At 52.1% G+C, this 24,163-nt stretch carries 27 protein-coding genes and 2 pseudogenes; 5 read left to right on the forward strand and 24 right to left on the reverse strand.

Features of this window, described 5'->3' with window-relative positions:
- The first annotated feature begins 153 nt into the window (after window positions 1-153).
- The gene (gene yfcC / locus SBG_RS10915) at window positions 154-1,674 is read left to right on the forward strand and encodes a putative basic amino acid antiporter YfcC (RefSeq protein ID WP_000111523.1); all 1,521 of its coding nucleotides are present in this window, start codon (window positions 154-156) and stop codon (window positions 1,672-1,674) included.
- Window positions 1,675-1,774: 100 nt separating this feature from the next.
- Here yfcC and SBG_RS10920 read toward each other — a convergent pair whose 3' ends face one another.
- The 5 genes from SBG_RS10920 to SBG_RS10940 all read right to left on the reverse strand — a co-directional run bounded on the left by SBG_RS10920 (window position 1,775) and on the right by SBG_RS10940 (window position 5,755).
- The gene (locus SBG_RS10920) at window positions 1,775-2,728 is read right to left on the reverse strand and encodes a transketolase family protein (protein ID WP_000593021.1); all 954 of its coding nucleotides are present in this window, start codon (window positions 2,726-2,728) and stop codon (window positions 1,775-1,777) included.
- Window positions 2,721-3,551: a transketolase gene (locus SBG_RS10925; protein WP_001102819.1), complete on the reverse strand. Its 831-nt coding sequence runs from the start codon at window positions 3,549-3,551 to the stop codon at window positions 2,721-2,723. Before SBG_RS10925 ends, SBG_RS10920 begins: the two co-directional genes overlap by 8 nt.
- Window positions 3,548-4,939: a PTS ascorbate transporter subunit IIC gene (locus tag SBG_RS10930; RefSeq protein WP_015702941.1), complete on the reverse strand. Its 1,392-nt coding sequence runs from the start codon at window positions 4,937-4,939 to the stop codon at window positions 3,548-3,550. The genes SBG_RS10925 and SBG_RS10930 overlap by 4 nt, the downstream gene beginning before the upstream one ends.
- Before the next feature lie 20 nt (window positions 4,940-4,959).
- The gene (locus SBG_RS10935) at window positions 4,960-5,232 is read right to left on the reverse strand and encodes a PTS sugar transporter subunit IIB (RefSeq protein ID WP_000699819.1); all 273 of its coding nucleotides are present in this window, start codon (window positions 5,230-5,232) and stop codon (window positions 4,960-4,962) included.
- A 79-nt stretch (window positions 5,233-5,311) separates the two neighbouring features.
- Window positions 5,312-5,755, reverse strand: a complete 444-nt coding sequence (locus SBG_RS10940; RefSeq protein ID WP_000900719.1) for a PTS sugar transporter subunit IIA — start codon at window positions 5,753-5,755, stop codon at window positions 5,312-5,314.
- Window positions 5,756-6,006: 251 nt separating this feature from the next.
- Here SBG_RS10940 and SBG_RS10950 point away from each other — a divergent pair, with 251 nt between their 5' ends.
- Complete coding sequence (locus SBG_RS10950; protein WP_000026947.1) at window positions 6,007-7,026, forward strand: LacI family DNA-binding transcriptional regulator; 1,020 nt, start codon at window positions 6,007-6,009, stop codon at window positions 7,024-7,026.
- A gap of 5 nt (window positions 7,027-7,031) precedes the next feature.
- On the opposite strand, the gene yfcD is transcribed toward SBG_RS10950, so the two are convergent.
- Genes yfcD through yfcF form a run of 3 tightly spaced genes read right to left on the reverse strand, consistent with a single transcriptional unit; the run spans window position 7,032 to window position 8,894 of the window.
- Window positions 7,032-7,586: an NUDIX hydrolase YfcD gene (yfcD, locus tag SBG_RS10955; protein WP_000230213.1), complete on the reverse strand. Its 555-nt coding sequence runs from the start codon at window positions 7,584-7,586 to the stop codon at window positions 7,032-7,034.
- A gap of 56 nt (window positions 7,587-7,642) precedes the next feature.
- Window positions 7,643-8,194: a phosphodiesterase gene (yfcE, locus tag SBG_RS10960; protein WP_000772463.1), complete on the reverse strand. Its 552-nt coding sequence runs from the start codon at window positions 8,192-8,194 to the stop codon at window positions 7,643-7,645.
- A 55-nt stretch (window positions 8,195-8,249) separates the two neighbouring features.
- Entirely contained in the window at window positions 8,250-8,894 is a 645-nt protein-coding gene (gene yfcF, locus SBG_RS10965) for a glutathione transferase (protein WP_000043016.1), read from the reverse strand.
- Window positions 8,895-9,034: 140 nt separating this feature from the next.
- Between yfcF and yfcG the strand changes: the two genes are divergently transcribed.
- Both yfcG and SBG_RS10975 read left to right on the forward strand, forming a co-directional pair.
- Entirely contained in the window at window positions 9,035-9,682 is a 648-nt protein-coding gene (gene yfcG / locus SBG_RS10970) for a GSH-dependent disulfide bond oxidoreductase (RefSeq protein ID WP_000566565.1), read from the forward strand.
- Between the two features lie 130 nt (window positions 9,683-9,812).
- Window positions 9,813-10,706, forward strand: a complete 894-nt coding sequence (locus SBG_RS10975) for a TIGR01777 family oxidoreductase (RefSeq protein ID WP_001166267.1) — start codon at window positions 9,813-9,815, stop codon at window positions 10,704-10,706.
- A 61-nt stretch (window positions 10,707-10,767) separates the two neighbouring features.
- Here the strand turns inward: SBG_RS10975 and hisP are convergent, their stop codons facing one another.
- From hisP to SBG_RS21830, 7 genes and pseudogenes are all read right to left on the reverse strand, one after another.
- A complete protein-coding gene (hisP, locus tag SBG_RS10980) occupies window positions 10,768-11,541 on the reverse strand; it encodes a histidine ABC transporter ATP-binding protein HisP (RefSeq protein WP_024135075.1) in 774 nt (257 codons plus the stop codon).
- Window positions 11,542-11,554: 13 nt separating this feature from the next.
- Window positions 11,555-12,262 (reverse strand): histidine ABC transporter permease HisM, encoded by a 708-nt coding sequence (hisM, locus tag SBG_RS10985; RefSeq protein WP_000569773.1) that lies wholly within the window; start codon window positions 12,260-12,262, stop codon window positions 11,555-11,557.
- Window positions 12,259-12,945: a histidine ABC transporter permease HisQ gene (locus SBG_RS10990; protein ID WP_000965503.1), complete on the reverse strand. Its 687-nt coding sequence runs from the start codon at window positions 12,943-12,945 to the stop codon at window positions 12,259-12,261. The genes hisM and SBG_RS10990 overlap by 4 nt, the downstream gene beginning before the upstream one ends.
- A 139-nt stretch (window positions 12,946-13,084) precedes the next feature.
- The gene (gene hisJ / locus SBG_RS10995; protein WP_000731862.1) at window positions 13,085-13,867 is read right to left on the reverse strand and encodes a histidine ABC transporter substrate-binding protein HisJ; all 783 of its coding nucleotides are present in this window, start codon (window positions 13,865-13,867) and stop codon (window positions 13,085-13,087) included.
- A 237-nt stretch (window positions 13,868-14,104) separates the two neighbouring features.
- Window positions 14,105-14,887, reverse strand: a complete 783-nt coding sequence (gene argT / locus SBG_RS11000) for a lysine/arginine/ornithine ABC transporter substrate-binding protein ArgT (RefSeq protein WP_000754417.1) — start codon at window positions 14,885-14,887, stop codon at window positions 14,105-14,107.
- A 284-nt stretch (window positions 14,888-15,171) separates the two neighbouring features.
- Window positions 15,172-15,741, reverse strand: coding sequence for a UbiX family flavin prenyltransferase (locus SBG_RS11005; protein WP_000825686.1), 570 nt, complete (start codon window positions 15,739-15,741; stop codon window positions 15,172-15,174).
- Window positions 15,742-15,785: 44 nt separating this feature from the next.
- Window positions 15,786-16,051: pseudogene (locus SBG_RS21830) on the reverse strand (amino acid permease); the annotation flags it as partial.
- 1 nt (window position 16,052) lies between these two features.
- Between SBG_RS21830 and SBG_RS21835 the strand changes: the two are divergent.
- A pseudogene (locus SBG_RS21835) lies at window positions 16,053-16,175 on the forward strand (helix-turn-helix domain-containing protein); the annotation flags it as partial.
- Window positions 16,176-16,227: 52 nt separating this feature from the next.
- Here SBG_RS21835 and purF read toward each other — a convergent pair.
- The 9 genes from purF to SBG_RS11045 all read right to left on the reverse strand — a co-directional run bounded on the left by purF (window position 16,228) and on the right by SBG_RS11045 (window position 24,114).
- Window positions 16,228-17,745, reverse strand: coding sequence for an amidophosphoribosyltransferase (purF, locus tag SBG_RS11010; RefSeq protein WP_000334203.1), 1,518 nt, complete (start codon window positions 17,743-17,745; stop codon window positions 16,228-16,230).
- A gap of 34 nt (window positions 17,746-17,779) precedes the next feature.
- Window positions 17,780-18,268, reverse strand: a complete 489-nt coding sequence (gene cvpA, locus SBG_RS11015; RefSeq protein WP_000262101.1) for a colicin V production protein — start codon at window positions 18,266-18,268, stop codon at window positions 17,780-17,782.
- A 15-nt stretch (window positions 18,269-18,283) separates the two neighbouring features.
- Window positions 18,284-18,508 (reverse strand): hypothetical protein, encoded by a 225-nt coding sequence (locus SBG_RS22615; RefSeq protein ID WP_141024926.1) that lies wholly within the window; start codon window positions 18,506-18,508, stop codon window positions 18,284-18,286.
- An 8-nt stretch (window positions 18,509-18,516) separates the two neighbouring features.
- On the reverse strand, window positions 18,517-19,191 hold the full coding sequence (gene dedD / locus SBG_RS11020; protein WP_000157044.1) for a cell division protein DedD: 675 nt from the start codon (window positions 19,189-19,191) through the stop codon (window positions 18,517-18,519).
- Entirely contained in the window at window positions 19,181-20,449 is a 1,269-nt protein-coding gene (gene folC, locus SBG_RS11025; RefSeq protein ID WP_000792266.1) for a bifunctional tetrahydrofolate synthase/dihydrofolate synthase, read from the reverse strand. Before folC ends, dedD begins: the two co-directional genes overlap by 11 nt.
- Window positions 20,450-20,516: 67 nt before the next feature.
- Window positions 20,517-21,431: an acetyl-CoA carboxylase, carboxyltransferase subunit beta gene (accD, locus tag SBG_RS11030; RefSeq protein WP_000118388.1), complete on the reverse strand. Its 915-nt coding sequence runs from the start codon at window positions 21,429-21,431 to the stop codon at window positions 20,517-20,519.
- Window positions 21,432-21,580: 149 nt separating this feature from the next.
- Window positions 21,581-22,240, reverse strand: a complete 660-nt coding sequence (locus SBG_RS11035) for a DedA family protein (RefSeq protein WP_000364313.1) — start codon at window positions 22,238-22,240, stop codon at window positions 21,581-21,583.
- A gap of 48 nt (window positions 22,241-22,288) precedes the next feature.
- Entirely contained in the window at window positions 22,289-23,101 is an 813-nt protein-coding gene (gene truA, locus SBG_RS11040; protein WP_000016625.1) for a tRNA pseudouridine(38-40) synthase TruA, read from the reverse strand.
- On the reverse strand, window positions 23,101-24,114 hold the full coding sequence (locus SBG_RS11045; protein WP_001289151.1) for an aspartate-semialdehyde dehydrogenase: 1,014 nt from the start codon (window positions 24,112-24,114) through the stop codon (window positions 23,101-23,103). The genes truA and SBG_RS11045 overlap by 1 nt, the downstream gene beginning before the upstream one ends.
- Between the last annotated feature and the right edge of the window lie 49 nt (window positions 24,115-24,163).

Genomic DNA, 24,163 nt, shown 5'->3' on the forward strand with positions numbered 1-24,163 from the left:
TGTAGGCCGGACAGGAGGCATTAGCATCGCTATCCGGCATGCTATTATTTACCGCGCACTCTGAATTTTTTGCTTAGCTGCGCTGCATCAATGAATAACTATTCCCTTCTTCGCATACTTAGTCTCTTTGCTTTGCAACAGGGATAGTCTGTCATGTCTGTCATCACAGAATCAAAGCCAGCCAAAAAATGGGCGATGCCCGATACGCTGGTCATCATCTTTTTTGTCGCCATTTTAACCAGTATCGCCACCTGGGTAGTGCCCGTAGGGATGTTTGATAGCCAGGAGGTGCAATATCAGGTCGATGGCCAGACAAAAACCCGAAAAGTCGTCGATCCACATTCTTTCCGCATTGTAACCAATGAGGCCGGTGAAGCGCAGTATCACCGCGTACAATTTTTCACCACTGGCGATGAAAGACCGGGGCTGATGAATTTTCCCTTTGAAGGGTTAACGTCCGGCTCAAAATTCGGCACTGCCGTCGGTATCATCATGTTTATGCTGGTAATCGGCGGCGCATTCGGCATCGTCATGCGTACCGGTACTGTGGATAACGGTATTCTGGCGCTCATTCGCCACACGCGCGGTAACGAAGTCTTGTTTATTCCGGTGCTATTTATCCTCTTTTCGTTAGGGGGGGCAGTATTTGGCATGGGCGAAGAGGCGGTCGCCTTTGCGATTATCATTGCCCCACTCATGGTCAGGCTGGGCTATGACAGCATTACCACCGTTCTGGTGACCTATATCGCCACTCAAATTGGCTTTGCCAGTTCGTGGATGAACCCCTTCTGCGTGGTCGTCGCCCAGGGGATCGCTGGCGTGCCAGTGCTGTCCGGTTCCGGGCTACGTATTGGGGTCTGGGTTGTCGCCACACTGATTGGGCTGATTTTTACGCTGGTCTACGCTTCACGCGTGAAAAAGAATCCGCAGCTCTCCCGCGTTCACGAATCCGATCATTATTTCCGCGAACAGCAGGATGAAGTCGTGCAGCGCCCTTTCACTGTTGGTGACTGGCTGGTACTGCTGGTGCTGACCGGAGTAATGGTTTGGGTCATCTGGGGTGTAATCGTCCACGCCTGGTTTATTCCGGAGATCGCCAGCCAGTTTTTCACCATGGGCGTGGTGACAGGCCTTATCGGCGTCATCTTCCGCCTCAACGGGATGACGCTTAACGTGATGGCATCCTCATTTACCGAAGGAGCAAGAATGATGATCGCTCCGGCGTTACTGGTCGGTTTTGCTAAAGGCATTCTGCTACTGGCAGGCAACGGCGAAGCAGGGGAGCCCAGCGTACTCAATACACTGCTTAACAGTATCGCTCACGGTATAAGCGGGCTTAATAATGCCATCGCTGCCTGGTTTATGCTGCTTTTTCAGGCCGTATTTAATTTCTTTGTGACCTCCGGTTCGGGTCAGGCGGCATTGACCATGCCACTGCTGGCGCCGCTTGGCGATCTGGTCGGCGTTAACCGCCAGGTGACTGTTCTGGCCTTCCAGTTTGGTGATGGCTTCAGCCATATTATCTATCCGACCTCGGCCTCGCTGATGGCGACACTGGGCGTGTGCCGGGTCGACTTTCGCAATTGGCTGAAAGTGGGGGCATCACTCCTGGGGCTGCTGTTTATTATGTCCAGCATAGTGGTCATTGGCGCACAGATGATGGGATATCATTGATCTACAATGCCTGATGGAAACACCAGTGCGTCTTATCCGGCCTCGAAGGTTTTTCCCTGAGGGCCGGATAAGCATCAGCACCATCTGGCAATGGCTATATTTAACACATTGATTTCGCTGCCTCTACAATCGCATCTGCGGTGAGTCCATACTCCTGCTGTAAGAAATCCTGCGTTCCTACCTGCCCATAACGTTCTTTGACGCCGACACGACGCATCGGCACCGGGCAATTTTCGACCAGCACTTCCGCCACCGCAGACCCCAGCCCATTATGGATACTGTGGTTTTCACAAGTGACAATACGTTTGGTTTTTTCCGCGTAATTTTTCACTAACATGCGATCGATAGGCTTTAAGGTAAACATATCGATGACTGCGGCGCTGATGCCCTCCTGCTCCAGCTGGCGCGCCGCCTCCAGCGCCTCCGCCACCATAATGCCATTAGCGATAAGCGTAATATCATTCCCCTCGCGCAGTACGTTGCCTTTACCAATGGTGAAAGTAGAGCCCGGCGCATAGATACTCGGCGCCTGCTTACGAATGGTACGCAGCCAGTAAAAGCCGTCCAGGTCCATGAGCTGGCGCAAAATATCCGCGAACATCACCGCATCCGTTACCTCCAGTACTACGGAATGCGCCAGCCCGCGAATAATACCCATATCTTCAAAAGACATGTGAGTGCCGCCATTATGACAGGCCGTCACCCCGGCATCGGAGGCAATCACTTTGACGTTGTTACGCTGATAATCCAGCGCCATAAAGAGCTGATCAAAACAACGACGACTGGCAAAGGCGGTAAAGGTATGGACAAACGGCTTGCGTCCAGTCAACGCCAGTCCAGCCGCGGTGCCAATCACATTCGCTTCCATAATGCCGCAGTTAATGACATGCTGCGGGTAGTCACGCGCTACGCTGTCCATCGCCATTGAGCTCATTAAATCGGCCTCAAGTGCAATAATCGGGCTGCCAGCCTCAATCTGTCCGGCGACAAAACCAGCGTAAACTTTGCGCATTTCGATATCATCTTTAAGCCCTGCGGGCGCAAGCTTAATCATGCGTGACCTCCAGTTGCTGAATGGCCTCATTGAGCGTCTGCTTCATGTCAGCCGTCAGGCGTAAGTGGTGAGAATTCGTTAATTGTTCCAGGCACGGCACCCCCTGCCCTTTAATACTGTCGAGGATCACCACCCGTGGTCGAGCCCCGGCGGGCGGCACAGGCCCAACCACTTCCAGTAGCCCGGCGATATCATCGCCTTTGACAGTAGCGACATCGAAACCGAACGCGCGGAATTTCCCTTCCAGATCAAAAGGGTTAATAATGTCATCCAGTTCGCCGTCAAGTTGCTGCTTGTTCCAGTCGATGAAAACTGTCAGATTGTGTAGTCGGTGGTGGGCAATAAACTGGAATGCCTCCCAGCACTGCCCTTCATTCAATTCTCCATCGCCGACAATACAAAATACCCGATTGGGTCGCCCCGCCAGCTTATGCGACAGCGCCATACCTCCGGCGATAGAAATGCCCTGCCCCAGTGAGCCAGTTGTGGCGTCCACGCCGCGCGTTTTTAGTCGATCAGGATGGCTGGGCAGGCGCGTACCGTTCTGGTTAAGCGTGTTCAGCTCTTCCAGCGGAAAATAGCCTTTAATGGCCAGGGTACTGTACAAAGCGGGCCCCGCATGGCCTTTCGACAGTACGAAGTAATCGCGCTCCGGCCAGTCTGGATCGGCAGGATCGATTTTCATTACCCCGCCATACAGGACTGCCAGGGTCTCCACTACCGACATGCTGCCACCATAGTGCCCAAAGCCCAGATGAGTTAAGGATTTGAGCGTAGCGACGCGAATGTCGCGCGCCAGTTGGGTGATTTCTCTTACGTTCATTCTTTCGCTCCGCTGTTTTCCTGCGCATTGCCGTTGACTGATTTGTTTTTAGCAAACACGTTGTATGCCACCAGTAGCGCAAACAACGCCACCACCAGCCCCGTGATAGCCATCGGCGACAGATAACGCGCCAGGTTACCCAACAAAATACCGATCGCACCAAAGTCAGCATCCGAGAAGGTGGTATTGGCAAAACCGATCGCCCCCAGAACTGGCAGTAACAGCACTGGCAGGAAAGTGATCAACAAACCATTAGCAAACGCGCCAATCATCGCGCCGCGACGACCGCCAGTAGCATTGCCAAAGACGCCAGCGGTCGCGCCGGTAAAGAAGTGCGGCACTACGCCTGGCAGAATCAGTACCAGCTTCATCTGCCCAAGCAGGAATAACCCTACCAACCCGCCAAGGAAGCTAAACAAGAAGCCAATCAACACCGCGTTAGGGGCATAGGGATACACCACCGGACAGTCCAGAGCCGGACGTGCGTTTGGCACCAGCTTTTCAGAAAAGCCGGTAAAGGCCGGCACAATTTCCGCCAGAATCAGACGGACGCCTTGCAGAATGATGAATACGCCTGCAGCGAAAGTAATTGCCATGATGATGGCGTACACCAGATAGTTTTGCCCGCCGCTAAACGTCGCCTCCACATAGTCACGCCCTGCGCTAATGGCCATGATCAGATAGATAATCATCATGGTCAGCGAGATCGAGATAGAACTGTCGCGCAAAAAACTGAGATTCTTCGGCAGGTTCATCTCTTCTGTAGAACGGGAACCTTTACCACACAAGCTGCCAATCCAGCCGGAAAGCACATATCCCAGCGTGCCAAAGTGACCAAACGCAATATCGTCAGTGCCGGTAATCCGCTTCATGTAACGCTGAGCCAGGGCCGGGAAGAACGCCATGACTAACCCCAGGATCAGCGATCCGGTAAATACCAGTCCTACGCCCTCGAAACCCGCAACGGTCAGGATCACGCCAATCATACAGGCCATATAAAAAGTGTGATGCCCGGTCAAAAAGATATATTTAAGACGCGTAAAGCGTGCCACGACAATATTGGCTACCATGCCAAATGCCATAATTAATGCAGTAGAGGCACCATATTTCTCTAGCGCAATTGAGACTATCGCTTCATTATTGGGAATGATGCCCTGAATATTAAAGGCATGTTCAAACATACCGCCCAGCGGATTTAATGAGCCGACCAGTACGGTTGCGCCACCGCCAAGGACAATAAAGCCCAAAATAGTTTTAATCGTGCCTTTTACTACATCGGAAAAAGCTTTTTTCTGCGCCACTAAACCAATCAGGGCAATGAGGCCCACAAGGACCGATGGCACTTTTAAAATATCAACAACAAAATTCAGCGTTTCAAGGATAAACATATCCACCTCGCCAGCAAAAATTATTGTTTATCGAACCATGCGCGCAGTTGCGTTTCCAGTTCGTTGATGTCGATGATGTTATTGATCACCACCAATTGGCTTTCCGGTACGCTGGCGCTGGCAGCGATATCTTTTGCCATCACAAAAAGATCGGCAGCCCCGGGTACCGCCGACGAGAGATCGGAATGTTCCACCTCAGCATCAATATTGAGTTTTTTTAATACTTTTTTAATATTCATTTCTACCATAAAACTACTACCCAGGCCGGAACCGCAAATTGCCATGATTTTCATTATTGTCACCTTTTAAAAGTAGAGTTGGTCTGCATCACGCGTGGGCGTAATGTTTTGTACAGCAAAAAACAGAATAAGATCAGAAGCGGGCAATAATCGTTTTAATGTCCTCCACAGTTTTTGCCTGATGTAATTTTTCCATATCTGCATCACTGGAAAATAATTCTGCCAGCGCCGATATCATTTCGATATGGCTGTGTTTATCAGGAGCCGCCAGCATAATAATAACGTCAACCGGATCGAACTCTTCTGCGTCAAATGAAACACCGTGCTGTAGTTTCAATAACGACAAACCTAACCCTTTCGCCCCCTCTTCCGGTCTCGCATGGGGCATCGCTAATCCTGGCGCCAACACATAATACGGCCCAAGCTTTTGGTGCTGCTGAACAATAGCCGTGATGTACTCGGGTGCGATAATGCCCGCGTCCAGCAATGGCTTACCACATATTTCCAACGCCTGTGGCCACGTTTCCACACTCTCCTGAAGCGTGATGGTTGCGTCAGATAACCAGATTCCCAGCATGTTATTCGCCCCACTGTGTATCAAATTATGAACAAACTTTATTCAAGCCATTCGATATTAGCTGCGATCGTTATCACAAAGATAGCGCTACCAGAGACTATTACTCAGAATTGTGATAGCGCTATCAAATTAAAATCATCGTGTGAAATCACAGCAAAAAAGAGGATTTAAGGCGTATACTGCCCGTTATGCGAAGCAAAGAACGACAATAAAAAAGCATCTCAACATGTTGTAATGACGCAGGAATTTGTATGTCGATACCCCGTAAACGGCGCAGTACCGGTAAAGTCACTATCGCCGATGTAGCCCAACTTGCCGGTGTAGGCACGATGACCGTGTCGCGAGCCTTACGTACGCCGGAACAGGTTTCCGATAAACTCCGGGAAAAAATTGAAGCGGCAGTGCATGAGCTGGGTTATATGCCCAATCTCGCCGCCAGCGCGCTGGCGTCGGCCTCGTCGCACACCATCGCGATGGTCGTCCCAAATCTTGCAGAAGCGGGATGTTCTGAAATGTTCGCCGGCCTGCAACAGATCTTACAGCCCGCGGGCTATCAGATTATGCTGGCGGAGTCGCAGCATCGGGTAGAACAAGAGGAGAAGCTGCTCGAAACGCTGCTGGCGTCCAACATTGCCGCGGCGATTCTGCTTAGCGTCGAACATAGCGATACGGTGCGTCAGTGGCTGAAAAATGCCTCTATCCCGGTGATGGAGATGGGCGCGATTCGCAGCGATCCTATTGATATGAATATCGGTATTGATAACGTTGCGGCAATGTATGAGCTGACGGAAATGCTGATTCAGCGCGGTTACCAGAATATCGGACTGCTGTGCGCCAATCAGGAGCAGTGGATTTTTCAGCAACATCTGCACGGCTGGTACAAAGCGATGCTGCGCCACCACATGTCGCCCAACCGGGTCATTAACGCCGCCCTGCCGCCCAATTTTTCTACCGGCGCATCACAACTGCCGGAGTTTTTACTGGCGTGGCCAGAGTTGGATGCGCTGGTATGCGTATCAGATGAGCTGGCCTGCGGCGCGTTATACGAGTGCCAACGGCGGCGTATTAAAGTTCCGGACGAGTTGGCGGTTGTCGGATTTGGCGATAGCGATGTCAGCCGGGTATGTCAGCCGCCGCTAACGACAATGGCCGTACCGCATCGCAAAATTGGTAGCGAAGCCGGACGGGCGCTGCTGGAAAGGTTAAATCAGGGAAACTGGAGCGATCAAAAATCCATCGCTTCCAGTTTATGTATGCGGGAAAGTTGTTAAGACGCTTATTCTGTCTCTTCCGGTTTTTCCTGAAGCGCGGCTTCATTTTTGGCGTTGCGGGTCATCCACAACGCCAGCGCTTTCAGGGAGTCCGGGGTAAATTCATCACAGCGCGCAGTGATCTCTTCCGGAGTCAACCAGCAGACTTCGCTAACTTCATCTTCCTGAAGCGCAAAAGGCCCATGGGACACACAGCTAAACAACGCCCCCCAGACCCGGCAATGCTCGTCTTCAAAGTAAAACAGACCGTGTTCGGCAAACGGCACGCCTGCAATTCCCAACTCTTCTTCCGCTTCGCGGCGGGCAGATTCCAGTAGCGGTTCATCGGCCTGGACTACGCCGCCTGCGGTAGCATCTAACATACCGGGCAAAAAATCTTTTGTTTCGGTACGCCGCTGCACCAGAATTTTACCCATACCATCGTGAACAACGATATACGTCGCACGATGTCGTAAGCGTTGCGCACGCATCTGTTCCCGGCTGGACTGTGCAATGACTTCATTATCTTCATTCACAATATCCACCCATTCCGTACTTGCCAAACGACGCTGTTCCACCATCAGGAAACCTTCTTATTTCTGGCGCTCTTACGGCGCATTTACGTTTGTGGGGTAAATTACGAATTAATCGCGACCTGCGCAATGATACTTTGATCATTGAGTGCGATTACGCTCAACATATTATCATCCAGAATACCGTAGCTTGCCGCATATCCACCTTTCGGGATACTCACCGAACCGGGATTAAAGTGATATAGCCCTTCTTGCTGTTGCGCCACCGGCAAATGAGTATGACCGTAAACCAACACATCGCCGGTATTCAAAGCAGGCAGGTTTGTCGGCCCGAAGAGATGCCCATGCGTCAAAAAGAGCCGTCTCTCTTCCATCAATATTTGCTGCCACGGCGCCGTTATCGGGAAATGCAGCAACATCTGATCCACTTCGCTATCGCAGTTGCCGCGCACGGCAATAATCTGTGTCGCCACCGCGTTCAGGCGGTCAGCAACCTGGGCTGGCGCATAGCCTTCAGGTAACGCATTTCGCGGCCCGTGGTTAAGCACATCACCCAATATTACCAGCCAACGCGCGCCGCTTTGCCCAAACCGTTCAAGCACACGTTCCGTGGCGGGTAAAGAACCATGAATGTCCGATGCGAACATCAGTTTCATCGCTCACTCCTCGTTGTGAAAAACGACGTTATCATACTGGAATATGAATAGATTTTCAGCCTGAACGCTTCGCGGAAAGCGCAATAAAACGCTGTACGGAAGCACGTTGCCACTGGAATGCTGCATACTCCGTCAACGGCGCCGGCACGTCATCGCCATGCAGCGCCAGGCGATTGATCATCAAAGCCAAATCGGTATCGGCAATGCACCACTCGCCAAATAAATTTTGCATCCCTTGTCCCAATAGCGCTTCAGCTGTAGCAAACAATTTTGCCGCGCTGGCTTTTCCAGCCTCGCTTAGCGGCGCTTTTTTCGCCCCGGCAAATACCACGTCGGTAGACCGTTCTTCGCGAAGCGGCAGTAAATCGCTGCGTAGCCACGCCTGAATCTGTCGCGCGCGGGCCCGTTTTTGTAAATCGTGCGGATAGATACGCTCCCACTGTGGCGGTGCAAAACGCTCCTCCAGGTATTCCGCAATAGCAGACGATTCGCTCAGCTCAAAATCGTCTGTTTCCAGCACCGGTACGCGCTGCGTCAGCGCATATCCCCGCCAGGAAGGTTGCAGATGTTCTCCTTTACCCAAATCGCGGGTTTTCAGCGTAAAGGAAAGCCCTTTTTCTTGTAACGCCACCCAGGCGGACAATACGTAGGGAGAGAAAAAATTCGCATCAGACCACAGCACAATAACAGGCTTACTCATAATGTCCTCTTGAGAGCATATGGGGGCTTCCCAAAATATAGCGTCTTTCGCCTGCTGTCACCTGATGAAAACTCACACACATCGGGAGGCTTTCTATACTTAATTAAGCCCAGATTATTCACGGAAATGCAGGAGCCAAAATGATTGATCTTTACTACGCCCCTACGCCCAACGGGCATAAGATTACGCTGTTTCTGGAAGAGGCAGAGCTGGCGTATCGTTTGTTAAAAGTGGATATCAGTAAGGGCAACCAGTTTCGCCCTGACTTTTTGGCTATCTCTCCCAATAATAAAATTCCTGCCATCGTCGATCACACTCCGGCAGACGGTGGTCAACCGCTTAGCCTTTTTGAATCTGGTGAAATTCTTCTCTATCTGGCGGAAAAAAGCGGCAAACTGCTTAGCGGAGAGCTGCGTGAACGCCATACCACGCTGCAGTGGCTCTTCTGGCAGGTCAGCGGATTGGGACCGATGTTGGGCCAGAACCATCACTTTAATCACTTTGCGCCGCAAACTATTCCTTATGCGATTGAACGTTATCAGGTTGAAACACAACGCTTATATAACGTGTTGAATAAGCGGCTGGAAGCTTCTCCCTGGCTGGGCGGCGACCACTACAGTATTGCCGATATCGCCAGTTGGCCGTGGGTCAACGCCCACCAGCGTCAGCGAATCGACCTTGATACCTATCCGGCGGTGTATAACTGGTTTGAACGTATCCGCACGCGCCCTGCGACAGCGCGCGCCATGTTACAAGCGCAACTGCACTGTAACAGTACGAAAGAGTAACGCGGCCCTATTCTCATGTATGATGCGGAGGTTTATACAAGGAAAAACCAGCAATGGCGTTCTGACACGGTGACTGATATTAAAACCCTGGCATTAAGGGAGAGGAAATCCTCAATACTCTGGAGGTGATATGCAAATTCTGATTACCGGCGGTACGGGCCTGATTGGGCGTCATCTTATTCCTCGTCTGTTAACGCTGGGGCATCAGGTGATGGTCGTGACACGCAACCCTGATAAAGCGCGTCAGATCCTCGATTCCAGGGTCACATTATGGAGAGGGCTGGCGGATAAAACTCACTTCAATGAGATTGACGCTATCGTTAATCTGGCTGGTGAACCGATTGCAGATAAACGCTGGACGTCGCAGCAAAAAGAACAGTTATGCCAAAGCCGCTGGACTATCACGCAAAAGCTGGTGGATTTAATTCATGCCAGCGCAACACCGCCCGCGGTGTTGATATCCGGTTCCGCCACGGGCTATTACGGCGATTTAGGCGACGTTGTCGTCACGGAAGACGAACCGCCACACAATGAATTTACGCATAAACTTTGCGCTCGCTGGGAGCAGATTGCCTTGAGCGCGCAAAGTGAGCGGACCCGTGTCTGTCTGCTACGTACCGGCGTCGTGCTGGCTCCACAAGGTGGGATTCTGGGGAAAATGGTTCCGCCATTCCGCCTTGGCCTCGGCGGCCCTGTGGGTAATGGTCGGCAATACCTGGCCTGGATTCATATTGACGATATGGTCAACGGTATCCTGTGGCTGCTGGATAACGATCTTCGCGGTCCCTTCAATATGGTCTCGCCGTATCCCGTCCATAATGAGCATTTTGCTCATGCGCTGGGGCGCGTGCTGCGCCGCCCGGCGATTATCCGTATTCCGGCGACGGCAATCCGCGTATTGATGGGAGAGTCGTCAGTGCTGGTGCTGGGCGGACAGCGGGCGCTGCCGAAACGTCTTGAAGCGGCCGGATTCGCGTTTCGCTGGTATGACGTAGAAGAGGCACTGGCGGATGTGATTCGGTAATTGCCGAAGCGCCTAATCCAGCCTTTCCTCGCCCGGTAAGCGACGCGCCGCCGGGCCTCTTTTATTTCAACGAGCCTTTCAGGAATTGCTGTAAACGCGGGCTTTGCGGATTGCCGAACAGCTGCTCCGGATTGCCCTCTTCTTCAATTTTCCCCTGATGCAGAAAAATAACGTGCGAAGAAACATGGCGGGCAAAACCCATTTCATGCGTGACCACCACCATCGTTTTTCCCTCTTCCGCCAGTTGCTGCATAATGCGCAACACTTCACCGACCAGTTCAGGATCGAGCGCCGAAGTGGGTTCATCGAACAGTAAAACGTCAGGTTCCATCGCCAGCGCGCGCGCAATAGACACGCGTTGTTGTTGGCCGCCGGAAAGGTGAACAGGATATTTACCCTGGGCGCGTTCATCAATCCCCACCTTCGCCAGATATTTCAGCGCCCGCTCCCGCGATTCATGCTTGCTCAATCCCAGTACCTGAATCGGTGCCTCCATGACATTTTCCAGCACCGTCATATGGCTCCAGAGATTAAAGTGCTGAAACACCATCGTCAGGCGGGTACGTAACAGACGTAGCTGGTTTTTATCCGCCACTTTGAGCTGCCAGTCCTGGTCGCGCACCAGATTAATATTCTGGCCATTCACGATTATCGTGCCTTCGCTCGGTTTTTCGAGGAAGTTAATGCAGCGCAAAAAAGTGCTTTTACCGGAACCGGACGAGCCGATAATGCTAATCACATCTCCGGCGCGGGCCTGCAGCGATACCCCTTTCAGCACTTCATGACCGCCGTAGCGTTTGTGCAAATCGATAACGTGTAATTTATTTTCTGACATCATGTTACTCGAATTATTTAGAGGAAACGTGCTGCAACCAGCGTCTTTCCGCCCGACGGAACAGGCTTATCAGGACATACGAAATGAGTAAATACAACACGGCGGCAATGCCAAACGCGGTAAACGGCTGGTAAGTCGCAGAGTTGATATCACGGGCGATTTTCAACAAATCCGGCACCGTCGCGGTAAACGCCAGCGCCGTAGAGTGCAGCATTAAAATCACTTCGTTGCTGTAGGCAGGCAAGGCGATACGTAATGCCGACGGCAAGATAATGCAGCGATACATTTTAAACGATGAGAAACCGTACGCCCGCGCCGCTTCAATTTCACCATGCGGCACCGAGCGAATCGCGCCAGCGAAAATCTCCGTAGTGTATGCGCAGGTATTTAGCGTCAGCGCCAATACGGTACAATTCAGCCCGCTGCGAAAAAACGCATTAAGAAGGTCGGTACCTTTGACAATTTCCAGCGTATACATTCCCGAATAGAACACCAGCAGTTGTACGTACAGCGGCGTGCCGCGAAAAACATACGTAAACAGCCAGATGGGAAAACGGATGAATTTATTGCCGGACACGCGGCCCACTGCCAGAATCACCGCCAGAACGCCGCCCATCACCACCGATGAGATTAACAGCCACAACGTAATCGCCACGCCGGTAAAACGATAGCCATCCGTCCACAGCAGGGATTTCCAGTACTCCTGAATAATCTCAATCACAGATCGGCCCTCTTCACGCCCACGGAATAACGACGCTCAAGTAAGAGCAAAACGCCATTGGAGACGGTGGTAAATACCAGGTAGATGAGTCCGCACACGACAGCGAAATAGAAAGGCTCCCAGGTACTTTTACCGGCAAGCTGCGTGGCCTTGACAACATCTTCCAGGCCCAGCAGCGACACCAGTGCCGTCGCTTTGAGTATCACTTGCCAGTTATTGCCGATCCCCGGCAGGGCGTAACGCATCATTGCCGGAAACATAATCCGCCGGAACGTTTGCCCGCGGGTAAAACCAAATGCTGTCGCAGCTTCAATATGGCCTTTCGGCACCGCCATAAAGGCGCCGCGGAAGGTTTCCGTAAAATAGGCCCCGTAGATGAAACCGAGAGTGATAATACCGGCCACCATCGGATCTATATCAATCTGATTAAGACCCAACGAATCAGTTACTGCGTTAAGCGCAATTTGCAATCCGTAAAATATCAGCAGCATTAATACCAGATCCGGTATCCCACGAATCAGAGTGGTATACCCTTCAAAGATGAGCCCCGTCACCCGGCTTTGCGAAAGCTTCGCCCCCGCGCCGACAAGGCCGATAAGCACAGCCAGCACTACGGAACTGAGCGCCAGTTCCAGCGTGACGATAGCGCCCTGTAAAATTACGCCTGAAAACCCGTACAGCATGCACCCTGTCCTGTTATAAGTGGTGTGTAAGAAGCCTCTTTTGCATTTTTGCCTCGCATCATGCCGGATGGCGGCTTGCCTTATCCGGCCTCACTTCAGCGCGTCAAAAATCTACGGGCTTTATCTGCACCGGCGGTGATTAACCGCCATAAACATCAAAATCAAAATATTTTTTCGCCAGCTTTTCATAAGTGCCATCAGCGCGCATTTCCGCAAACGCTTTGTTCAGCGCTTCACGCAATTCATTATCTTCTTTGCGCAGCCCCATACCGGTTCCTACGCCGAATAGCTTCTCATCTTTCACCGACGGGCCGCCGAATTTATAGCCTTTACCGATAGGCTGTTTCAGAAAGCCTTCGCTGGCCGCAACCTCATCCTGAAACGCTGCATCAATGCGTCCAGCCGTCAGATCGGAATAAATATTGTCCTGCCCCTGGTAGGAGACGATCTCAATCCCTTTCGGCGCCCAGTGTTCGTTGCCGAAGGTTTCCTGCGTTGTCCCCTGCAGCACACCGACACGCTTGCCTTTCAGCGATGCGACGGTCGGCTGGATATCCGCGTTTTTCGCCACCACCAGACGTGAATCGGCGGCGTAAAGCTTGTCGGTAAACGCGATCTCTTGCTGGCGCTTTTCAGTAATGGACAGCGAGGACATGATGGCATCAATTTTCTTCGCTTTTAAAGAAGGAATCAGCGCATCCAGCGGATTTTCCACAAATGTACACTGTGTGTTGATACGTTTGCACAGTTCTTTGGCCAGATCGATGTCGAAGCCGACCAATTCACCCTGTGCATTTTTAGATTCAAACGGCGCGTAAGTCGGATCAGTACCGATACGAATCTTTTGCGGAATAGCGGCAAATGCTGCGGTAGCGCTGGAAAATGCCAGCACCAGAGAAAGAGATAACGCCAGTTTTTTCATAACTATCCTCAACAGACTGTCTTTATAAGAGATCTTTACAGACCCGATGCGGCTATCGTGCCATTAATCAGGCCGACAAGGCAAAGCATTCTACCTCACCAGCCGGTTTATTTTGCATAAATATCGCTTAACTATGCATTTATACCCGTATTCCGCAACGGCTTATGCACCTAAAAAGTGCAAAGCATCTATTTTGCACCGTGATAGCTCCCACACACAGTGCACTATCCCCTTATCTCAATCGCCATAAACATTAAAATCGAAGTACTTTTTGGCCATCTTGTCGTAAGTGCCGTCCTGGCGCAGATCGGCCAATGCTTTATCAAACGCGGCTTTTAGCCCGGTATCGTCTTTGCGCAACCCAACGCCCGTCCCGTCGCCAAAGTATTTTTTATCCTTAACAGAAGGACCGGCAAACGTATACTCTTTCCCCGCAGGCTGTTTCAAAAAGCCTTCGCTGGCGGCAACTTCATCTTGTAATGCGGCATCCAGGCGACCGGCGGCTAAATCGGAATAAATAAGGTCCTGATTGGCGTAAGCCACTACATCCACCCCTTTGCTGCGCCAGTTATCATTGGCGTAAGCCTCTTGCGTAGATCCCTGCAACACGCCGACATGCTTGCCTTTTAACGATTCCAGCGTCGGCTGAATGGGAGACCCTTTCGCCGCAATCAGGCGCGAATCCGCCGCATAAAGTTTGTCAGAGAAGGCGATTTCCTGCTGGCGTTTATCCGTGATGGAGAGCGATGAAATAATGGCGTCGATTTTTTTTGCTTTCAGTGAGGGAATCAGCGCATCAAAGTCGCTGGCGACCCAGGTACATTTCACTTGCATACGCTTACACATTTCATTACCGAGATCGATATCAAAGCCGATGAAGTCGCCTTTGGCATCTTTCGATGAGAAAGGTGCATAGGTGGTGTCCGTTCCAATGCGAATCGTTTGTGGAAGCGCGGCGTAACTGGCCGCTGTCGCGCCCAGACCTATCAGCAAAGACAAAGCGAGAACGGTCTTCTTCATACATCCCCCTCAAGTGGCATCATTTTCTTATGTTTTACGTGGTGGTGTGTTTGCAGGCTTTTTCATGCAGGTTTTATACCATTTTCACGTCAACGGAACGATTTGACGTTAAATTTGTTAATAAAACGTTGCAACATTGTCCTGATGTTGAAGATAGCAGGTATGACGGTTGAACCGCAGCGTTTCGGTAGCTTTTAACGAATTAAATGTTGAGGATATGATCACGGTTACAAAATTGCCCTGAAACAGGGCAACAGAGAGCATAGCATGCCAGACAGGTAATTCTATGCGCCTTGCCAGCGAGCGAATAGATCGTGAGGAAGAGGAATATCAAACTGATCCAGAACGCGGTTAACCGTTTGATTTATAATATCATCGAGTGTCCTGGGAAGATGATAAAAGGCCGGAACTGGCGGCATAATGACTGCGCCTATCTCGGCGGCCTGGGTCATTAAACGCAAATGCCCAATGTGCAGCGGCGTTTCCCGTACACACAGCACCAGAGGCCTCCGCTCTTTCAATATGACATCCGCCGCACGGGTAAGCAGTCCGTCAGTATAACTATGGACGATCCCCGAAAGCGTTTTAATCGAACAGGGCAGGATCACCATGCCCGCCGTCGGGTAAGAGCCCGATGAAATACTGGCGGCAATATCGCGCGCATCGTGCGTAACATCGGCCAGCGCCTGTACCTCGCGCAATGAAAAGTGGGTCTCCAGCGCTAAAGTCTGGCGGGCCGCCTGGCTCATCACCAGATGGGTTTCGACGTTTTCGACATCGCGCAAAATTTGTAATAAGCGCACGCCATAAATCGCGCCGCTGGCACCGCTAATCCCTACAATGAGTCGTTTCATATTCTCTTACCGTTTACGAGCGCCGTTCATCCCATCATGTCATATTATCGGCTCAAAGTGGGTCTGAAGAGATACCAGGAGACCAGAATCCCTGTCATAAAAGCCAGCTCAACCAACATTATCACTCCCCCCTGCTCACTAAACCAGGTCCGACCATAATGGCAAAGTTGGCGATAATGACAAATCGGGCCGTCCGGGGGAAAAGTGGCGATCGATAGCGTAGCAAATCAGTGGCGTACGTTCTATTACGCACCGATTGCCGGAAACGATACTGGCACCATCCTATGGTTATCCATGCCAGGCAGACCACCGCTCACTACGAAAGACATTTAATAGAAACCACGCTGGATACGCACCAGGGAAATATTGCCGCCGCTGCGCGCAGCCTTAACGTATCCCGCACCACATTACAATATAAAGTACAAAAATACGCGGCATGGTGCGTAATTGAAATCGGCCAGCGGCATCGCGCCGCTGGCAAAGCCATTAGCCTTCATTATGCATTTCCAGGTTTTCCATTTCGTTCTGGAACAGTACCGCTTTGGCGTCGTCATTACGTAATGAATCCAGGAAGTCGAGGTATTGCTGGTCTACGTCTTTGGTGACATATACTCCATTAAACACCGAACATTCAAACTGCTGGATATCCGGATTTTCCGCACGAACAGCGTCGATCAGATCGTTTAAATCCTGAAAGATAAGCCCGTCAGCGCCAATGATCTGACGAATCTCATCCACCTCGCGGCCATGCGCGATCAGTTCATTGGCGGTTGGCATATCAATGCCATAGACGTTCGGAAAACGAATTTCCGGCGCAGCAGACGCCAGATAAACCTTCTTCGCACCCGCTTCTCTGGCCATCTCAATAATCTGCTCTGACGTAGTGCCGCGAACAATAGAATCATCAACCAGCAGAACATTCTTATCACGGAACTCCGCACGATTGGCATTGAGCTTGCGGCGCACCGATTTCCGGCGTAACTGCTGACCCGGCATGATAAAAGTACGTCCTACGTAGCGATTTTTGACAAATCCCTGGCGGTACGGCTTGCCGAGAATGCGGGCGATTTCCAGTGCAATATCGCAGGAAGTTTCCGGGATAGGGATCACCACGTCGATGTCCAGATCTTCCCATTCACGAGCGATTTTCTCGCCCAGTTTGGTGCCCATGTTCACACGAGCGCTGTAGACGGAAATCTTGTCGATAAAGGAATCCGGACGGGCAAAGTAAACGTACTCGAACAGACATGGGTTACTGACCGGATTATCCGCGCACTGGCGCGTGAACAACTGACCTTTTTCGGTAATGTAGATAGCCTCGCCCGGCGCGACATCACGCAGAAACTCAAAGCCCAGGGTATCCAGCGCCACGCTTTCAGAGGCAACCATATACTCCGTACGACCATCGCCAACGTCACGCTTACCCAGCACTAATGGGCGAATACCGTGTGGATCGCGAAAAGCCACCATACCGTGGCCAATAATCATCGCCACGCACGCATAGGCGCCACGAATTTGACGGTTAGTCGCGGCAATCGCAGCAAAAATATTGTCGGCTTCCAGCGGATAGTGCCGGAAATTGTCAAGTTCGCTGGCGAAAATATTGAGCAGAATTTCGGAATCGGAAGTGGTGTTGATGTGACGGCGTTTCTCTTCAAACAGCTTTTTACGCAGCTCGTGAGCGTTCGTCAGATTGCCATTATGCGCCAACGTGATGCCATATGGCGAGTTGACGTAAAATGGCTGCGCTTCAGAAGCGCTGGAGCTACCTGCGGTAGGGTAACGCACGTGGCCGATCCCCATATTGCCCTGCAAACGCTGCATATGGCGAGCTTCAAAAATATCGTTCACCAGCCCGTTTGCTTTACGCAAGCGGAAGCAGTTATTCGCATCAATGGTGATGATACCGGCAGCATCCTGACCACGATGCTGGAGCACTGTTAACGCGTCATAAATCGACTGGTTGACCGGCATAACACCGGCGATACCGACAATACCGCACATACGTCATTTTCCTCGTTAAGCTACAACCCAACGCTTAAGCCCTGGGCAAGAAACTCGACGAGCTTTGCAGATAGTCAAAGAACCATCTGATGATGAAGCTGAACTGTGGGATAAGCTGTGACTTGCTCCAGTCTTCGCTTTTCGACAGGCCGGTAAAGGTATCAAGGAAGAACAAAATGGCGGCGACAATTAATGCTCCTCGCAACGCGCCGAAGCAGATCCCCAATACCCTGTCCGTACCCGACAGCCCGGTTTTTTCTACCAGCTGACCTATCACAAAATTCACGATAGCGCCGACGATAAGCGTCGCGATAAACAGTACCGCGATAGCAATCCCATTACGAACCAGTTCGTCTTCAAAGCCCGTAAACCAGACAGACAGGTAAGTGTAGTAGTGACTGGCGACAAAGAAAGCACACCCCCATGTCACCAGCGATAACGCTTCACGAACAAAGCCGCGGATCAGGCTAACCAGACAGGAAAAAGCAATCACCGCGATAATGGCGTAATCAATCCAGACCATAGATGTCCCACGATTTTACGCCCTGTCGTCCTGTTCGGGGCGCATTCTAACAGAAAAAGAAAACGTTTGCGTAGGGATTTCCTTCCCTCGCGTAAATAAAAATGGCGCTGAAAAAATATTCAACGCCATCACTTTTTTTACCTCATCAGGCATTGCCGGATGGCGGCGCAAACGCTTCACCCGACCTACAGAAGGTAAAACACAATGTGTAGATCTGATTAACGCAGCGCCATCAGACAAAACGCGCCTTAGTTCGGGGTATAACCCATCACCACGCCGCTTAGCCCGGAAATCTGCCTGAGCTCGCCAAGCGATCCTTTCATCTTATCTTTCGACGCATCCGGCCCGACGAGAATACGGGTTATTTTACCCTGTACTGGCGTTGAGGGGGAAGTATAAACCCGGAACCCGGCAGCACGAAGTTTGCCGACTATCTCATTGACCTTATCGGCATTTTTTAGCGCGCCCAACTGTACAACATAGGCTTTGCCGGTCGGCGCGGGCTTATCATCGACAACAGGTTTTGGTGCTGGCGTTGGCGTGGAAGCGGCGACAACCGGCTGTTGCGGCTTAGGCTGCGCCTGCGGTTTTTCAACCGGCTTCGGTTTAGGCGCCTCTACCGGCATAGGGTCGAGCTCAACATTGTTGGCCGTCATACGCGACGGGTCCAGCGACGGCGCCGCCGCATCTCCCGCCCGCACCTCTTCAGCCGCCCCTTCCGGCGGCTGGGTCGGCAGCGCCTGCGTTGCCGCGGGCATCATATCTGGTTCATCGCGATCGCCAGGTTTCGGCACCAAAGGAATCGCAGCAAATTCATCCTGATAATGTTTTTTCTGTCCGTCCAGCAGACCGGGAAGCACAATGACTCCCAGCGCGACCAACACAATCGTGCCGACTAAACGATTCTGAAACTTACTCGCCACCGATTCTCCCCGCGTCTATGACTTCCATTACATGTGCGACGGTGTGGAACGATCCGCACACCAGCACGGTATCTTCTGGCCGCGCCGCATCGATAGCGGCCAGCCATGCCTGCGCGACATTATCATAGACCTTCCCTTTTCCCAGATGTTCCAGAAGTTGTTCTGCCGTCGCGCCGCGTGGCCCTTCTAACGGAGCACAATACCAGTCGTCAACCACGCTTTTCAACCAGGCTAACGTTCCGGCGATATCTTTATCGTGCAGCATACCGATCACTGCAAGCACGCGTCCACTTTTTGGCAATGTTTTCAGACGCCCCGTCAGATATTCCGCCGCATGGGGATTGTGGGCGACATCAAAGATAACACGCGGCGACTCGCTCACGATTTGAAAACGTCCTGGCAAGGTAGCCTGCGCAATACCATCCCGGATTGCTTGCTCGTCAATAGTCAACCCGCTGGCGCGCAGCGCAGCCAGAGCCGTAGCGGCATTGGGCTGGGGAACCTGCGGCAGCGGCAATCCAATAAGCGTACCGCGGCTATCGGTAAAGGACCAATCGGTCGCTGACACCTCATAGCGCCAGTCAACGCCACGACGTCGCAGCAGCGCGCCGGTCTCCTGTGCGACATCCGCGATGGTCGCGGGCATTTCAGGTTCGCCGACAATCGCGGGTTTTTCCGCACGAAAAATACCGGCCTTCTCACGGCCAATACTTTCGCGATCCGGCCCCAGCCAGTCGGTATGGTCAAGCGCGATGCTGGTGATCACGGCTACATCCGCCTCCACCATGTTTGTGGCGTCCAGTCGTCCGCCCAGCCCCACTTCCAGAATCACTACGTCAAGATTAGCCTGCTTAAACAGCCACAGCGCCGACAGCGTGCCATATTCAAAATAGGTCAATGAAATATCGCCGCGCGCCGCTTCTATTTGCGCAAAGGACGCGGTATGCGCGGATTCCGCTAATTCCTGGCCCTGGATACGCACGCGCTCGGTATAACGAACCAGATGCGGCGAGCTATAGACGCCCACACGATATCCCGCCGCCATCAATACCGACTCCAGCGTCCGGCAGGTTGTGCCTTTACCGTTAGTGCCCGCAACGGTAAAAACGAACGGCGCAGGTTTAAGGACATCCAGACGTGCTGCTACCAGGCTTACGCGCTCAAGACCTAAATCGATACTCTTGCTGTGCAGGTTTTCCAGATAAGAAAGCCACGAGGCCAGAGGCGACGCAGCTTGAGGTATAGATTTATTTTTCATTGATTCCGCTGCTTCTTTACGGTGAAAAGCAAAAGGGCAGAGCCTGCGGCCCTGCCCTTTTCAGTTATCAGGCCTCAGACTCCTGATCCGGTGCCGGGGGCACCACCACGCCTTCACGCGGCGTATCCGGGTTTGGCGCAGGTAGATTCATCAGCTTCGCCAGAATGCTTGCCAGTTTCAGGCGCATTTCCGGGCGACGCACGATCATATCGATAGCCCCTTTTTCGATCAAAAACTCACTACGCTGGAATCCCGGCGGGAGTTTCTCACGGACAGTTTGTTCAATAACGCGCGGACCAGCAAAGCCAATCAGGGCTTTTGGTTCCGCGATATTGAGATCGCCCAGCATCGCAAAACTGGCGGAAACACCGCCCATGGTCGGATCGGTCAACACCGAAATATAGGGCAGACCACGCTCCTGCATTTTTGCCAGCGCCGCCGACGTTTTCGCCATCTGCATCAGCGACATCAGCGCTTCTTGCATACGTGCCCCGCCGGAAGCGGAAAAACACACTAACGGGCAGTTGTCTTCCAGTGCCTGTTCAACGGCACGGACAAAACGTGCGCCAACGACAGAGCCCATCGATCCGCCCATGAACGCGAATTCAAACGCGGCGGCGACAACCGGCATACCGTGAAGCGTTCCTTTCATGACCACCAGCGCGTCTTTCTCGCCGGTTTCTTTCTGTGCGGACGCCAGTCTGTCTTTATATTTTTTAGAATCGCGGAACTTGAGCACGTCTTTTGGCTCAAGCTCGCTGCCCAACTCGACAAGGGAACCTTCATCTAACAGGCTATGCAGGCGATTGCGCGCCGACATGCGCATATGATGGTCACACTTAGGACAGACCTCAAGATTACGTTCCAGCTCAGCGCGGTATAAAACCTGACCGCAGCTATCACACTTGGTCCACACCCCTTCAGGAATGCTTGCCTTGCGGGTGGGAGTAATGTTGCTTTTAATTCGTTCAATCCAGCTCATTGGTGACCTTTCTGCCTGAACCTTAGTCAGCTTTATTATAAGGGGCGCATAATGCCATTTTTGCCCCCAACAGACCATGAATGTTGCACATTAAAACATAACAGCCCGAAACTTTGGATAAAAAAGTGGTCGAACCGCTGAGTTACTTTCTATTTTGCGGCACGCGACGCTGCACGCTTATGCCGCACAATCTCAATGACGCCAGGTAATATAGAAACCACGATAATCCCGACAATCAGCAGCTTAAGGTTATCCTGAATCAACGGTATCGTACCGAAGAAATAACCGGCGTAGGTAAAGAGCAGTACCCACAACAACGCGCCAATCACGTTATAGGCGGCAAAATGACGATAGGACATGTGCCCCATCCCCGCGACAAATGGCGCAAAAGTTCTGACGATCGGCACAAAACGGGCAAGAATAATGGTTTTGCCGCCGTGCTTTTCATAGAACTGATGGGTTTTATCCAGGTAGCTGCGACGGAAAATTTTCGAATTCGGATTACTGAACAGTTTTTCACCAAATAGCCGCCCGATAGTATAATTCACGGCATCGCCCACAATCGCAGCAACCAACATTAACGCCACCATGATGTGCACGTTAAGATCGTTGGTTTCCAGCGACGCCAGCGCCCCCGCCACGAACAGCAGTGAGTCGCCCGGCAGGAACGGCGTGACCACCAGACCTGTTTCACAAAACAGAATCAAAAACAAAATGGCATATACCCAAACGCCGTACTCCGCGACCAGTTCCGCCAGATGCACGTCGATGTGCAGGATAAAATCAATAATAAAATAGATCAGGTCCATAGTTGCCTTTGCCTTTCTACCCGAAACGTTTCGGGTATGCGATTCGGATTAGTCCGCCAGAAATAGCGGGCCCATTGGCGGTTTTGGAAGGTCAAACCGGTCAGGGTAATCTACCGCAACCAAATATAATCCTTCCGCCTTCGCCGTTGCTGCTGCCAGCGTTCTGTCCTTCGCCACTAACAGCTCTGCGATCCAGCTCTCCGGCTGGTTGTGGGCGCCTACTTCCAGCAGGCTGCCGACAATATTCCTGACCATATGATGAACAAAGGCATTCGCTTTGATATCGACCACCACATACGGGCCGTGACGGGTTACGTTGATGTGCATCACATTACGCCACGGCGTGCGCGACTGGCACTGTACCGCGCGAAACGAGGTAAAATCATTTTCGCCAATCAAGCATTGTGCCGCGCGATGCATTCGCTCTGCATCCAGCGGCTCATAATAGTGCGTCACACCTTTCGCCAAAACCGCCGGACGCAGCCGATGATTGTAAATGATATAGCGATAACGGCGAGCCGTAGCGCTAAAGCGCGCGTGAAAATCTTCTGGTACAGTTTTCACCCAACGCACAGCAATGTCACCAGGCAAATTCGCATTTACGCCCAGCGTCCACGCCGCATCTTTACGCAAGGCGGTAGTTTCAAAATGGACAACCTGCCCGGTACCGTGAACGCCGGCATCGGTACGCCCGGCGCAAAACACGTTAATGGGTTCATTCGCGACCTGTGAGAGCGCCTTTTCCAGCTTTTCCTGCACACTACGCACTTCGTTCTGACGCTGCCAGCCATAATATTTACTGCCGTCGTACTCAATACCCAGCGCAATTTTATAGACCGGCGATGGTTGCTGTCCGGACATCAGTACAGATACTCCTGCACCAGCTTCTCCGCAATTTTAACGGCCATCAGCGCGCCGCCGAAACGAACGTTGTCCGCCACCGACCAGAACTGAATTTGTTCCGGCATACCGTAATCATTATGCACGCAGCCAATAGAAAGCTGTGGACTACCGGAAGCGTCGCCTACCTGCGTCGGGTAATCCGTTTCTTCTGACAGTACGATATCTTCGCCACGGGAAAATGCCTCTCGCGCCTCCTCCGCGGCCAGTGGACGAAGCGCTTCAAAGCTCACCATCTGCGCATGGCCATAAAACACGGGCGACTGCACGACACTGGCGGAGATCATCACGCCATCATCTTGCAAAATTTTACGTACTTCATCGACGATCCGACGCTCCTGGCGCACGCTTCCTTCACGATCTGGCAGCAACGGCAACATATTAAACGCCAGTTGGCGGCCAAAAAAATCATCTTCATCGATTGGAATACCATTAAGCAGCTTCGCACTTTGCCCGGCCAGCGCATCGACAGCTTTTTTCCCCTGCGCGGAGGCTGACAAAATACTGGTGACAGCGATGCGTGAAAGCCCCCCTTGATCGATCAACGGCTTGAGCGCCGCCAGCAGTTGGCAGGTCAGGCTATCGGCAACCGCAATGACATTACGGTTACGGTAATCCGCCAGTACATATGGGTTCACGTCCGGCACGACCAACGGTACATCAGGCTCCAGCGCGAACAGACCGCTGGAATCAATGACCAGGCAACCGGCGTTGGTCGCCTCTTCTACCCAGGCTGCTGATGCCTCTGCGCCCGCGACGAAAAATGCCAACTGTGCCTGCGTCCAGTCAAAGTCTGCCGCATCCTGCACAATGACCGACTTGCCACCAAAACGGAGGTGCTCGCCCGCGCTTTCATGACGCGCCAATGCATAAATTTCACCGACCGGGAACTGGCGTTCAGCCAGTGTTTCAAGCAGGGCTTCGCCTACGGCGCCCGTTGCGCCCAGAACGGCAATATTCCAGCCTTCAGACATGGTGGTTTACTCCAGAAAAGCGTAAGCTCCCCGCTCTGGCAGGGAGCGA

The organism is Salmonella bongori NCTC 12419 (assembly GCF_000252995.1).
Lineage (GTDB): Bacteria > Pseudomonadota > Gammaproteobacteria > Enterobacterales > Enterobacteriaceae > Salmonella > Salmonella bongori.